Annotated in this window: 10 protein-coding genes; 4 read left to right on the plus strand and 6 right to left on the minus strand. The window is 65.7% G+C overall.

The annotated features are described in order from the left end of the window. Positions 1–15: 15 nt before the first annotated feature. Together CLM60_RS18885 and CLM60_RS18890 are read right to left on the minus strand one after the other, a co-directional pair. Complete coding sequence (locus CLM60_RS18885; RefSeq protein WP_095590617.1) at positions 16–528, minus strand: hypothetical protein; 513 nt, start codon at positions 526–528, stop codon at positions 16–18. 360 nt (positions 529–888) lie between these two features. Further along, positions 889–1,509: a response regulator transcription factor gene (locus CLM60_RS18890; RefSeq protein ID WP_095590618.1), complete on the minus strand. Its 621-nt coding sequence runs from the start codon at positions 1,507–1,509 to the stop codon at positions 889–891. Between the two features lie 293 nt (positions 1,510–1,802). Between CLM60_RS18890 and CLM60_RS18895 the strand changes: the two genes are divergently transcribed. The 4 genes from CLM60_RS18895 (at position 1,803) to CLM60_RS18910 (ending at position 11,076) form a co-directional block, all read left to right on the plus strand. Beyond that, complete coding sequence (locus tag CLM60_RS18895) at positions 1,803–7,673, plus strand: GEVED domain-containing protein (RefSeq protein ID WP_245848481.1); 5,871 nt, start codon at positions 1,803–1,805, stop codon at positions 7,671–7,673. A gap of 197 nt (positions 7,674–7,870) precedes the next feature. Then, positions 7,871–8,725 (plus strand): delta-class carbonic anhydrase, encoded by an 855-nt coding sequence (locus CLM60_RS18900; RefSeq protein ID WP_095590619.1) that lies wholly within the window; start codon positions 7,871–7,873, stop codon positions 8,723–8,725. Between the two features lie 90 nt (positions 8,726–8,815). Then, complete coding sequence (locus tag CLM60_RS18905; protein WP_095590620.1) at positions 8,816–10,396, plus strand: sensor histidine kinase; 1,581 nt, start codon at positions 8,816–8,818, stop codon at positions 10,394–10,396. Continuing rightward, positions 10,393–11,076: a response regulator transcription factor gene (locus CLM60_RS18910; protein ID WP_095590621.1), complete on the plus strand. Its 684-nt coding sequence runs from the start codon at positions 10,393–10,395 to the stop codon at positions 11,074–11,076. The genes CLM60_RS18905 and CLM60_RS18910 overlap by 4 nt, the downstream gene beginning before the upstream one ends. A gap of 12 nt (positions 11,077–11,088) precedes the next feature. Here CLM60_RS18910 and CLM60_RS18915 read toward each other — a convergent pair whose 3' ends face one another. The 4 genes from CLM60_RS18915 to CLM60_RS18930 all read right to left on the minus strand — a co-directional run bounded on the left by CLM60_RS18915 (position 11,089) and on the right by CLM60_RS18930 (position 14,061). Then, positions 11,089–12,426 (minus strand): sensor histidine kinase, encoded by a 1,338-nt coding sequence (locus CLM60_RS18915; RefSeq protein ID WP_095590622.1) that lies wholly within the window; start codon positions 12,424–12,426, stop codon positions 11,089–11,091. Next, positions 12,423–13,085, minus strand: coding sequence for a response regulator transcription factor (locus CLM60_RS18920; protein WP_095590623.1), 663 nt, complete (start codon positions 13,083–13,085; stop codon positions 12,423–12,425). Before CLM60_RS18920 ends, CLM60_RS18915 begins: the two co-directional genes overlap by 4 nt. A 73-nt stretch (positions 13,086–13,158) precedes the next feature. Beyond that, entirely contained in the window at positions 13,159–13,821 is a 663-nt protein-coding gene (locus tag CLM60_RS21020) for a PepSY domain-containing protein (protein WP_176473870.1), read from the minus strand. A 45-nt stretch (positions 13,822–13,866) separates the two neighbouring features. Beyond that, entirely contained in the window at positions 13,867–14,061 is a 195-nt protein-coding gene (locus CLM60_RS18930) for a hypothetical protein (RefSeq protein ID WP_095590625.1), read from the minus strand. Positions 14,062–14,147: the final 86 nt, after the last annotated feature.

The following is a 14,147-nucleotide window of genomic DNA, read 5'->3' on the forward strand; positions in this document are numbered from 1 at the left end:
TGGGTACGTGCGCGATCAGTTGACGCGAACGCGGTAAGAGTTCAGGGCGACCGCATCGGCCTCCAGCGGCTCGGACAGGGTCCAGCGCACGGCGGCGATATCGGCCTCGGGCAGCGGCTCTTCGTGCAGCGCGCCATCGGCACCGACGACCTTGCGGACCGCCGGAAGGGTCGACCATTCCAGGCCCTCCTGCTCGGGGTCGAGCTCGGCCTGAACCTCGAACACGGCGGGAACAGAGCTGCTCTGGCCGCCCAGGGTCAGGGTGACGCCCTGAGGCACCGGCGCGGCGACGACCAGGCCCGAAAGCCCCGCGTCGGTGCCGTTCTCGTGGCGGATCTGGTACTGGATGATTTCACCGGGCCGGACCGAGCTGCGCTCGACCAGTTGCTCGGCGCCGTCCTGCGTGACCTCGACCACGCGGAACGAGAAGTCGCTGGTCAGCGCGTCGGCCTGGGCCGCGCCACCGATCAGGGCAAAGGCAATCCCGGCAGCCGCGGCTCGGGAAAGCTTGGAGTTCTGGATAAACATGGATGTCTTCCCTTGAATGCCGGGCGATGGCCGGCGGTTGCGATTGCGGCATTCACAGGCGAACACCGTGGTCACATGATTTCCGGGAAGCGTCGGGATTGCAGTCGCGCGAAGGGCTAATGCGCTGCACTTGCAGGCAGGCCGCTATGCTTTGGGATAGATCGACCTACCAGAGTATCACCCGGCCTTCGCCATTCGTGGCGGGCCGGGCGAACAATCAGGGCGAAGTTTCAGGGATTGTTGTGCGCGAAACGGGGGAAGGACCCGTCGGAAAGCGAATCCGCATCAGCGCGTTTCACACGCGCCGGCCCCTGTGGCGGGGCCTGGCGGCGTGGCGGCATGGCCTATAGGGGGCGCGGCTCAGCTGAACCCGGCATCCCGGGCGATCATCGCCGCATCGGTGCGGTTCTTGGCGTCCAGCTTGCGGCACAGGTTCTTGACATGCAGCTTGATCGTGACCTCCTGCAGGTCCAGGTCGCGGGCAATCTCTTTGTTCGACTTCGCCCCCATCAACCCCCGCAGCACCTGTTTCTCGCGCTCGGACAGGTCCTTTTCGAAATCGGTCTCGTCCGGGTCCTCCTGACCCGACATGAAGCTGAGCGGCGCATAGGTTTCACCCGCCGCCATGAAACGGATGGCATTGGCCAGTGATTTCGCGCGCAGGGTCTTCGGCAGGAACCCGATGGCGCCCATATCCATCGCCTGTTTGGCGATCAACCGCGAGGCGGTGCCCGAAATCAGGCCGACGGGCTTGTCCCGATTGGCGTCGATGACCGCCTGCAAACCGTCCAGCCCCTTCATCCCCGGCATGCTGTAATCCAGCAGCACCAGATCGAACGGCCCGTCCTTGGCGATCAGCTCCAGCGCCTCTTCCAGGTTGCTGGCCGAAACGGTCGTCGTGCCGCCATCGGATTCCAGGAACATCGCAATTGTCTCGCGCACAAGGTCATGATCGTCCGCGATCAGAATGCTCAATGTCATCGGGTCCTCCGCCAGCCGCGATCCATCTCGACCCATGATAGCGGGCCATTGCGGCACAGTATACTCAAAGGCGACTGCGCGCCGCTGTTTGCGATCCCGGCCCCAGCGGGCGCGGTTATCCCTTTCGGATAGGTCTCCCTCCCGGAGCATAGGTCCACTGTGCAGGTGCTCCTTGGACCCTGCGGGGCGGAACATGCGACAAATCCGAACATGTGTCATGGGTCCGGCGCATGCGCTGGCCCGCCCCCGAGCAGATCCGCCGCCGCCCGGATAGCAGAACGAAGGATAACGAGTTGAAAGCGCTGTTTGTACCGAACCGCCCACCCCAGCCCCGCGCGTCGAAACGTTCCGCGCTTGCCGGATCCGTTGTCGCATTCGGTGTCCTTGCCGGGGCGCCTGCCCTGGCCGAGGTCTGCTCGGTCTCGCCCGACTATGTGAACTGGGTTACGCCCGGCACCATCGGCGGGTTGGATGTCGACCAGTCGGCAACGCTGCAATGGGGGTCGGCGGCGACCGATATCGCGATCAGCGGCCCGTTCTTCATCTGGGGCACCGAAACCTCGATCATCCGGATCTCGGAATACCCGGAATCGCGCGGGACCTATTCGGTCAATTTCGCCTCGCCGGTCATTCACGATCTGAACGTGTTCATCGGCAACGCCGGTCGGAACGGGTTCGATCCGCTGCAATCGGCGGTCGTGGGCGATTTCAACATGGCCCTGTCGGGCGGCGGCAGCGCGAACAACCTGTTCGGCTCGGTCTCGCCGCTGGACAATCAGGGATACTTCCAGATCTTCAGCTCGGACACCGAAGGCATCGCCCCCACCACCCTGACCGGGACCGGCGGCGACGGCCTGCCGCTGGACGGGCGGTTCTGGGTCCACGACGCCAACCTTGTGCCCGGCGACATCAACAATGGCGGTCAGGATCAGGCCTATGGCATGATCGATCTGGCCTATACCCCGCCGGCCGTGATCTCGGGCAGTTCCGACAGCATCACACAGCTGACCATGCGCCAGGTGGGCGTGGGCGTCGGGCCGACGGTCGCCCTGGGCATCCAGGCGCGGCTGAAATCCTGTATCAATGCCACAGACAACGACTTTACCGCCGCGCCCATCGACAGCAGTGCGGGCGGCACCACGCTGAGCGTTCTGACCGATGACGTGCTGAACGGTGGCAGCGTCGATACCGCGCTTCTGACCGGCAATGTGGATCTGGCGCTGGTGTCGGCCCCTGCCCCGGCGGCGGGTTCGATCACCCTGGATACCGCGACCGGCGAGATCGACGTGGCCCCCGGCACCACGCCCGGCACCTATTTCGTCGAATACAGCCTGACCGACCGGCCCACGGGCGGCGTCACCCCCAACACCGACACCGCAACGGCAACCGTCGTGGTCGCCGCCGAGGCCGCCCCTCCAGCCAGCCCGCTGACCTGCACCCCGCAATCGGTATTCGCCCGGCCCCGCACCCAGATCGCCGGCAGCGGCAGCGCATCGGCGCTGACCCTGTCGGATATCTTCGTCTTCGACGATGTCACCAGCGATATCGACGGCAAGCCCATCGACGCGGTGTTCCAGCTGGACAGCATCTCAAACGCCATCAACCTGGAGCTTTCGACCGGGCTTCTGGCGCGGATGACCCCGGCCGACAACGGCTATGTCACCTATCGCTTGCGGCTGGTTCAGGACGGCACCGCCACGGCAGCCAACCCCCAGGGCACGGCGATCGACCAGAGCCGTTTCAACGGGATCATCGTGCAGCAGACCGATGTCGACAGTAACGGCACGACCGACGATTCATCGGACGTGGTCGGCCCGGTGGACCCTGCCACCCGCATCACGCATTTTAACACCGCCCCGCTGGCCGGTTTCCCGGCGCCCGGCACCCCCATCGCGATGGACCCGGCCAAGGTCGGCGACCCGACGAACTGGTTCGACGAACCCAACGAGACCGACTTCGACAACTTTGCCACCTATGATTTCGACACCTTCGTCGAGGCCCGGTTCATCCATGGCTACACCGGCACGTCCACGAATGCCGGAACGCGCGGCTCGGGCATCCTGCTCTGCGCGATCTCGGACACCTCGACCGTGGTCGTGGCGCGCGACGACGACTATACCGCGACGCCCATCAACACGCTGTTCGGCGGTTCGACCGGCGAGGTTCTGGCCAATGACACGATCAATGGCATCCCGGCGGCCTTTCCGGGCGTGACCATCGATGTCCTGACCGAGGCCGAGCCGCAGAACCTGGGCGATCCGGTCCCGGTGCTGCAAACCTCGGGCGCCGATATCGGGCGCGTGGTGGTGCCCGCGGGCACGCCTGCCGGGGTCTATACCATCGATTACCGGCTGTGCGATTCCGTCGATCCCACCGATTGCGACCGCGCCCGCGTCACCGTGGCCGTGTTCGACGGCGACGGGGTCGATTTCGGCGATGCCCCGGTCACCTATCTGACACCGACCCACGGCATTCCCACCACCCCGACGGTGTATCTGGGCGCAATCGCCCCGGACGCCGAACTGGTCGCCCAAAGCGATGCCGCGGCCACCGCCGACGACACCACCGGCGTCGATGACGAGGATGCGGTCAGCTTTCCGGTCCTGACCCAGGGCATGATCAGCACGGTCAATGTCGATGTGACCGGGTCGGGCTATCTGCAGGGCTGGATCGATTTCAATGGCGACGGCGTGTTCGAAACCGGGCTGGGCGAACAGGTCGCCACCGATCTGCGCGACGATGGCACGGTCTATGACAACGTGGCCGGCGATGGCGTGATCCAGATCGACGTGGCGGTGCCCACCGATGCCACCACATCGACCACCTATGCGCGGTTCCGCTATTCGAACGAGGCCGGGCTGAGCACGTCGAGCTTTGCCGTCGACGGCGAGGTCGAGGACTATTCCCTGATCATCGCGGCCGCCGATCTGGTCGACCGTGGCGATGCGCCCGCCAGCTATGGCGATCCGCGCCACGCGGTCGTGCCCGAGATCTATCTGGGTGCGGGTCTGCCGGACACCGAAACCGTGCCGCAGAACAGCCTGAACGCCGATGCCGACGACCTGGCCGGGATCGACGACGAGGACGGCATCGCCAGCTTCCCCGTGCTGGTCGCGGGCACCACCGTGCCGCTGACCGTGGCGACCCATGAAACGCTGAGCCTGCAACTGGACCTGGGCCTGCCGGTATCCAGCGGCATCACCAACCTGCAGCTCTGGATCGATTTCGACCAGAACGGCAGCTTCGACGCCGATGAACAGATCGCCACCGATTACCGCGACGGCGGCACCGGCGACACCGATGGCAGCTTCAACAACCAGATCATTCTGGACATCCCCGTGCCCGCCGATATCGGCAACGGCACCAGCTATGCCCGGGTGCGCTGGTCGACCAGCAGCGGCGTGACCGCCGATCCCTTCGACGGCTTCAACCTGGATGGCGAGGTCGAGGATTACCTGGTCACCCTGTCGAACCCCAATGGGCCGCTGGTCTGTTCGGACACGTTCTATATGGTCGCGACGGAAACCGCGCAGAACCTGCCCGCGCTCAGCGAGCTGCTGATCACCGAATCCGGTGGCACCTATACGCTCAGCCAGAACCTGCTGCCGCCCGACTATACCGGCAATTATCTGGTCACCGGCTGGGGCTATAACGAGCTGGACGGGTATATCTATGGCGTGCGCCAAAGCCCGCGGTCGCTGATGCGGATCAATGCCTCTGGCGCGGTGCAAGAGGTCGCGGACCTGTCGGCGCTGACACTGGAATCGCCCGATACAAGCAGCGACATCCTGCCCAATGGCATCATGCTCTACATGTCGGGCAGCAATTTCGGCCGCTATCAGTTGCTGGATATATCGGACCCCGCAAACCCGGTTGCGCTGGGGGTGCTGGATGCGGGTGCGGGGGCGCCTTATGGGCGCGACATCGCCTATAACCCGCGTGACGGTCTGATGTATTTCATCGACTCCAACCGCGATATCTATGCCTTCGATCCGCTGAACGGCACGCCGGGCACCACCACCGTCAACCTGGTGGGCAATGTCCCCCTGCCCGCTGGCATATTCTCGATGGATCCGGATTCGGTGTGGTTCGACGGCTCGGGTTTCCTCTATGCCTTCGACAACCAGTCGCGGCAGGTCTTCGCGGTCGAGATCGGCGCCGCCGGCAACTATCCCGCCAGCTTCGCCTTTATCGAGGTCGAAGGCACGGTCGCCAACCTGACCTATCAGGGCAATGACGGCGCATCGTGCCGCGCGCCCGGTCCCTTTGCCTCGACCCTCTTTGCCGAGGGCAGCATCACCGGCACGCTTTACCAGGACGCCAACGGGTCAGGCGCTTTCGACACGGGCGAGACCGTGCTGCCCGCCGGGATCGCGGTTGCGCTGCATGATGACAATGGCACGCCCGCGGATCCCGCCGACGACACACTGATGGCCACGGTCGACACGCTGGCCGATGGCACCTATCGCTTCGACAGCGTGAATGCGACCCTGACCTATCGGATCGAGGTCGACGCCGCCGACCCCGAGATCCCGGCCGGTCTGGCGCCGTCGACCGCCAATCCGCTGACCGGTGTGACCGTCACCACCGGGGCGACCACCGCGGGGCAGGATTTCGGCTTTGCCGCCGCGCCCGCCTCGGCCGATCTGGCGCTGACCAAGACCGTTCTGGACGCCGCCAGCGGCCAGCCCACGACCGAGGCCATCGCCGGTGCGGAACTGGATTTCGTCCTGACCGTCACCAATGACGGCCCGGGCAGCCCCAGCGGTGTCACGGTGCGCGACCTGATCCCCGATGGCTATGCCTATGTCTCTGACGATGCCGCCGCGCAGGGCGACAGCTATGACACGGGCACCGGGATCTGGACGCTGGGCGACGTGCCCACGGGCAGCAGCCACAGCCTGACCATCCGGGTCGCGATGCGCGAAAGCGGCGAGCACACCAACGTGGCCGAGATCACCGCATCCAGCCTGGCCGATCCCGACAGCGATCCGGCGACCGGCCCGCTGGTGGACGATCTGGGCGACGGCGTGGCCGATGACGACGAGGCCAGCGCCAGCGTCGCGCTCAGCGGGCTGGGGGCCACCCTGTCGGGCACGGTCTTTATCGACAACGGCGCGGGCGCCACCGCCTTTGACGGGCTTCAGGCCGGGGCCGAGGTCGGGACCGACCGCGCAACGCTTCAGGTGTTCGACAGCACCGGCACGCTGATCGACACGCCCCCGCTGGCCGCCGATGGCAGCTGGTCGCTGACCCTGCCGGCCGGCTACGCCGACGCGGTGACGCTGACCCTGCTGCCGGATCCGGGCCTGTACCCCGTGTCCGAAACCGCCGCCGCCCTGCCGGGTCTGGTGAACCCCGATCCGCGCGATGGCAGCCTGACCTTCACCCCGGTTGCCGGTGACAGCTATGCCGGTCTGGACATGGGCGTCATCGAGGGCGCGCGCCTGAACGAAGATCAGCAAAGCGCGATCCGCCCCGGTCAGGTCGTGTCGCTGCGGCACGAATACCTGGCCGATGCACCGGGCAACGTCACGTTCTCGGTCGATCTGCAGGACAGCAATGCCGCGGACGGGTTCTCCACCGGGCTGTTCCTGGACGAAACCTGCGACGGCAATGCCGATCAGCCGATCACCGCACCGCTGCCGACGCAGGCCGGTACGCTGATCTGCGTGATCGCGCGGGTTTCGGCCTCGTCCGGGGTGGGACAGGGCACCTATTACAGCTTCGATGTGCTGGCCCAGACCGCCTATCCCGATATCGGGCTGACCGAGGAACACCGCAACCGCGACCGGCTGACGGTGGAATCCGCACAAGGGGCGCTGTCGCTGTCCAAGACCGTGCGCAACGTGACCCAGGGCACGCCCGAGGGGGTCAGCAACGGTGCGGCGGCGGGCGATGTGCTGGAATACCGGATCTATCTGGAAAACACCGGCACCCTGCCCGCGTCCGAGATCCATATCTATGACCGGACACCGCCCTATACCGTGCTGGCCGGGCCGATCCCCAGCCCGGTCACGATCGAGCCCGGCGTGACCTGCGACCTGGCGGTGCCCGCGACCAACGCGGCGGGATATGCGGGCGATCTGCGCTGGGATTGCAGCGGGTTCTATTCGCCCGGCGGCAACGGATCGGTCAGCTTCCAGGTGCGTGTCGCGCCCTGATCCCCGGCCCGGCGGGTGGCCTGTCCGGCCACCCGCAGCGCCCGTTTTTTGCACAGCGCACCCTGCCCGAAGGCAGGGTGCGTTCATCCATTCATGAACAAAGGATTAACGGAAAATGAGCCGTCTATGAATTGCACCCATCCCCGCCGGAGAGTCTGTTAGCGATTTCGGGCCAAGTCGAGACAAAGGAAAACGACATGACCAGTTTGAACTTCGCGGCCCTTTCCGTTGCGGTCGCGCTGTCTGGCGGATCAGCCGCCTTGGCGGGTGGGGATGCTGTTGCCGATGACGTGATCACGGCCCAACGTGCCGCGCTGGCCGCCAGCACGGACGGCGCCGGGTTCGGCCCGCAATCGCCGCGCGACATCGACGCCGCGGCAGGCGAGAACATGCGCGCCTTTCAACCCGCGCCAGAACACACCCGGATGAACCTGTGCAACATTCATTTTCACGAGGGGGCCGAGCACAAGGGCGGTGAATTCACCACCTATGTCGGCAATGGCGACGGCAAGGGCTACAATACCGGCTTTGCCTATTCCGGCACCCTGACCGAAGCCGAGCTGGCGCCGCTGGACGCGCCGGTCGCGGACAAGGGCCATGGCGGCCTGGTGCCGGGCGACACGATCGAGGTGCATTGCGTGCACACCACCGCCCAGGTCAAACCCGGGCCGACCCTGGCCGCGTGTCTGGGCGAGGCGATCGGGAACCCCCAGCTCAGGGTCGAAACCCAGGTCATGGTGCTGGTGAACGACCGCGCGGCCATGGATTTCGCCAAACTGGCCGAGGTCGGACAGATCGACGGCTATCACCAGGCGCTGAACATCCCCGACACCACCGGCGATCCGGTGCAATACGAAGGGTCGTCCACCGGGCCGGGCTATAACGAGACAGGCTCGCCCTATCAGGTGTCGTGGAGCGTGCGTCCGCAGGTCGTCAAGGTCGACATCGCCACGGTCGCGACCTGGCTGGAGGACAATATCTTCGACGAGGATCACGCCCATGGTGTGCGCAACCTGGTGAAGAACCCCGCGCTTCTGTCGCAGATCGACTGAACCGCGCGGTAACAAACAAACGGCCCTTCGGTGGGAACATCGGGGGGCCTGCGGGCTTTCAAAACGCGGCCTTTCCCGATAGCCAAGGGTATGTTGTTTCGGACCAAATTCCTGCTGGCAAATGCCATTCTGGCCTGTGTCGCGCTTGGCTGCGCGATCGTACTGATCATCTCGACCGGGCAAAGCGAAAACAACCAGACCCGCACCACGCTGGCCTATGAAAGCCTGTCGGGGTATCTGCAGCTTTCGGGGTCGGTGTTCCGGACCTTCAAACAGGCGCGGCGGGATCTGCTTTCGGGATCGGGGCGGCTGGCATTCGATCTGGCGGAGGCGCGGGGGAACATCCTGAACACCTTCGATGTGCTGGAACAGGCGACCATCGCCGAGGATGCGCTGAACCGCGCCAATGACGGGGCGCTGGCGAATGTCCACCGGCTGCGGGCGGCGACCACACATGCGCTGGACCGGATCAAGACGGCATCCGAACTGATCCAGTCGGGCGACACCGACGCGGGCAGCGCGCTTGCCGTCGACGTTCTGGAACAGCAGGTCGATATCGAGATCGGCGGGATGATCGAGGCTGGCATCGCCCAGGAACGCCAAAACCTGCAAAGGCTCCACGAAGAGCTGCAGCAGTTCAACGAATTGTCGAAAACCATTGCCATCCTGTCCGCCTTGACCGCCCTTTTCGTGACCATCGCGGTTCTGGTGTTCCTGGCGCGCCGGCTGTCATCGGGGCTGAAGGCGCTGGAGATTGGCGCGCAGCAATTCGCCTCGGCCAATCTGGCGCATGTCATCGACCTTCCGGGGACCGACGAGCTTTCGGAGCTCGGCAACAGCTTCAACCGGATGGCACAAGAGATCCAGACGGAACGGCAGGCCTCGGAGCGGATCAAGCAGGACCTGGAGGTCACGGTCCGCGAACGGACCGAGGCCCTGTCACAGGCCAATGGCGCGCTGCATGAACGCGACCGGCTGCGCCGTCAGTTCTTTGCCGATATCGGACATGAGCTGCGCACCCCCGTCACCGCGATCCGGGGCGAGGCCGAGGTCGCGCTGCGGTCGCGCCAGGACCGGGAACAGAATTATGGCGAGGCGCTGACCCGCATCGTCACCCTGACCAAGCAGTTGACGGATTATGTCTCGGACCTGTTCCTGATCGCGCGCGAACAGGCCGAGATGCTGGATTTCCGGCAGCAGGTGCTGGATTTGAACGCGCCGGTGCGCCAGAGCGTCGAGGATCTGCGCGCAATGATCCGCGAAAGCGGGGCGACGCTGATCCTGGATCTGTCGCCGGACGGGCTGCGGATCGAAGGCGACGCAAAGCGCATCGTGCAGCTGGTGCAGGTGCTGATCACCAACGCGCTTTGCCACGCGCCCCGGGGGGTCACGATCACGGTGGTGACCCGGAATGCCGATGGCCACGCGATGCTGGCGATCGGCGATGACGGGCCGGGCATCCCCGAACGCGATCGCGCGCGGATCTTCGACCGGCTGGTCCGTGGGCCGTCGCAACGGTTTCGCCACGCGGGCGGCACCGGTCTGGGGCTGGCCATCGCGAAATCCATCACCCAAGCGCATGGCGGGGCCATTGCGGTCGGGGAAAGCCCCGCAGGCGGCGCCAATTTCGTCGCCCGCTTTCCGCTGGCACCGAAAGGAGGCGGTACGTGAAGATACTGGTGATCGAAGACGACAACCGGATTGCCGAATTCCTGATCCGCGGCCTGCGCGCCGAGGGCCACGTGCTGCAACTGGCCACGGATGGCGATGCCGGGTTTCACGCCGCACGCACCGACGATCACGACGCGATCATCCTGGACCTGATGCTGCCGGGCATGGACGGGCGCGAGATCTGCCAGAACCTGCGGGTGGCCGGGATCCGGACCAAGATCCTGATGCTGACCGCGCTGGAAGCGACCGAGGATGTGGTGCGGGGGCTGCGGATGGGGGCGGATGACTATCTGACCAAGCCTTTCGCCTTTGACGAGCTGGTCGCCCGGCTGGAGGTGTTCGGCCGCGCGTTGCAAACGGGCGGCGACGCCGTGGGCGCGGCACAGGTGCTGAGCGCGGGCGATCTGCGCTTCGATACCGAGTCGCTGACCGTCACCTATGCCGGGGCCCGGATCGAGCTGACCTCGCTGGAATATGCGCTGCTGGAATTCCTGATGTCCGAAAGTGGGCGTGTGGTCAGCCGGGCGCGCATTCTGCAGAATGTCTGGGGCGCGCATCAGGATCCGTTGACCAATATCGTCGATGTCTATGTCGGGCGGCTGCGGGCCAAGCTGGCGGCGCAGGGCGGCACGGATATCATCAAGACCATCCGCGGCCGGGGATACCGGCTGGACGGGTGACCGGCGCCCCCGTCAGGCGATCACCGCCGGAAACCGGCAGGTCGCCCGCAAACCGCCCAGCACCTGTGACCGGTCCAGATCCAGCTTGCCGCCATGGGCCGCCACCAGATCCTTGGCAATGGTCAGGCCCAGGCCGGAGCCGGCCTTCGACGTATCCAGCCGGGCGCCGGATTTCAGGACCTCTTCGATCTGTGCCGGGTCGATGCCCGCGCCGTCATCCTCGACCATCAGCCACACCTCGCCCGCCATTTTGCGCACGGTGAAATGAACCGTCTGCCTGGACCATTTGAAGGCGTTGTCGATCAGGTTGCCGACGATTTCCTCGATATCCTGGGCGTCGACGCGCAGATGGATGTCCGGGGCGATCCGGCTTTCGAACCGTTTGCCCGACAGATCCGCGATCTTGCGCATCGCGCGCGACAGGCGGTTGGCCACATCGGTCAGGTCGACGGGCCGCAGCCCCGGTCCGGCGCTGTTGTCGGCCCGCATCCGCGCCAGTGATCGCGCGATCTGTGCATCCACCCGGTCCAGTGCCGCCGCCGCCGCCGCCGTGTCGGCCCCGCGCTGTCCCAGGGCATGCAGCTCGTTGCGCAGGATCGCCGACGGCGTTTTCAGCGCATGTGCCAGATCCGCCGCCTGTCGCCGCGAGCGGTCGATCACGTCGCGGTTGCGGTCCAGCAGCGTGTTGATGTCCTGCACCAGCGGCGCCACCTCGGCGGGATAGTCTTCGGGTTCCATCACCTCGCCCGCGTCCCAGCGATGCTGAACCTCGGACCGCAGCTTTGACAGGGGCCGCAGCACGGCGGCGATCTGCGCCCCGGCGGCCAGGATGCCCAACCCGGCCAGCAACCCGAAACCCAGCGCGACCGAGCGTCCGACCTGCAGCTTTTCGGCGGCCAGGTCGGCCTCGCTTTCGGCGACAAGAACCAGCCAGGGCGGCCCATCATCGATGGCAACGGTGCGCACGATCCCCCGCAGGGGCGCGCCATCGGGCGCCTGCCCGCGCCACAGAACGGGATCCTCGCCCACCTCCTCGCGGATATTCAGCACGCCATCCAGCAGCGATTGGGATGTCATGATCGTGTCGTCGCCGCGCATGATCTGCCAATAGCGGCCCGAAAACGGGCGGCGATAGGCGGGATCGGGCAGATAGCTTTCCAGCGCCTCGGCCTCGGCCCCGCTATTGGCCAGCGCCACCATGACCTGCAAATGCCGTTCGGCCAGCGATGACATGAACCGGCGCTCGGCCACGTTGTTGATATAGGCAAGGACGCCCAACGCGCCCAGGCTCAGGCAGAACACGATCCACAGCAGCCCGCCGGAAATCGCCCTGGTGCGTAACGAGGTCATTCGTCCCCGGCGATCATGTATCCACGGCCGCGCGTGGTCGCGATCAGATCGGCGCCCAGCTTCTTGCGCAGCCGGGTGACAAAGACCGCGATCGTGTTGGAATCCCGGTCGCTGTTATAGTCATAGATATGTTCGGACAGTTCCATCCGTGACACCAACCGCCCAGCATTGTGCACCAGATAGGACAGCACCGCCAATTCCTGTGCCGTCAGCCGGATCGCCTCGCCCTGTCGCGTGACCGCGCCCGAGCGTGTGTCGAAGCGCAGATCGCCACGTTCGAAGATCGGGTTCGTCACCCCCGAATTGCGCCGCAACAGCGCCCGCACCCGCGCGCACAGCTCCGGCATGTGAAACGGCTTGGTCAGGTAATCGTCCGCGCCCGCATCCAGCCCCTGCACCCGATCCGACCAGCCATCGCGCGCGGTCAGGATCAGAACCGGCAGCGCGACGTGGTCCGCGCGCCACTGTTTCAGGATCGCAAGGCCATCCATCGTCGGCAGACCCAAGTCGAGCACGACCAGATCATAGGGCTCCGTGGCACCCAGGAACGCCACCTCTTCCCCATCGGGTTCGACATCGACCGCGTGGCCGTCGGCTGTCAGGGCGGCCCGCAACTGTTCGGACAGAACGGCGTCGTCTTCGGCAACAAGGATGCGCATATCGGATGATCAACTCGGTTTGCGTGGCATTAATATGGCATGGCGCCGGGGCGTGGAAGCCCATGGATCGGCGTTACCTGTTGCGCCCGCCACGATTGCCGCCGCCCCTGTCGTTGTCGCGGCCGCCGCCGTTGCCGTTTCCACCGGCATTGCCGCCAGCGTTGCCGCCGCCATTCCCCGCGCCAGCACCGCCCCCCGGTCCACCATTGCCTCCGGGACCGCCATTCCCGCCCGGCCCGCCATTGCCACCGGGACCATCGCGACCGTCTGGACCGCGATTTCCACCGGGGCGGTCTTGTCGACCTGTGGCGCTGCCGGCTTTGCCGCGATCAAAGCCCCCGATATCGGGCTTGGCCCTGTCCCTGACCGGGCCGGGATTTGCCCTGCCGGGGCCGGGACCGTGCCGGGCGGTTTCGCGGATCTGTCTGGCGACACGGGCATTGCGCCCCACCGGGGTTCCGGTTCTGGCGTCAAGGATGACGCTGACCAACCGCCCCGCCGGGTCCAGGACAAGGACCCGGTAATAAGCCCGGTCGGCCGCAAAGGCGCGGACATCGACCGGTTCTCCCGGGGTGATCTTGGCGACCTCCTCCAGGATCGTGCTCGCGCTCAGTGCCTCTCCCATTGCGACAGTCGCGCGCATTTCCGCGCGCGGAATTTCACGCACCTGCGCCAGGGCGCCGTGCGTGACCGTGAGTGTCGTCGCGAAGGTGGCAAGGGCGATCACATGTTTCATTCAAACATCACCGGTCCGGATCGGGTCCGCTGGTACGTGCGGCCCCTAGAACCCCAGCTTTTTCAGCGCGCCGGATTTCGGGGCCCGGCGCGGGCGGGGTTCGGTGTTCCAATCGACCGCCCGACGCATGCGCGCCATCTTGGCGTTCTCGCTCAGACGCAGGCTGAGCAGATACCAATGGTTGGAAAAATGCACCAATTGAGCAAGGCAGAGCAGAAGAAAAGCGATGTAAAGCAGCATGATGGCAGGTCCCCTTTGATGCCCTTTGTCCCCGCGTGCGGGGCCAACAGGGCGCGCGCATTCCCATCTGTTACCAAAACGTAAAT

It is taken from the genome of Actibacterium ureilyticum (assembly GCF_002285435.1).
GTDB classification, from domain to species: domain Bacteria; phylum Pseudomonadota; class Alphaproteobacteria; order Rhodobacterales; family Rhodobacteraceae; genus Actibacterium_C; species Actibacterium_C ureilyticum.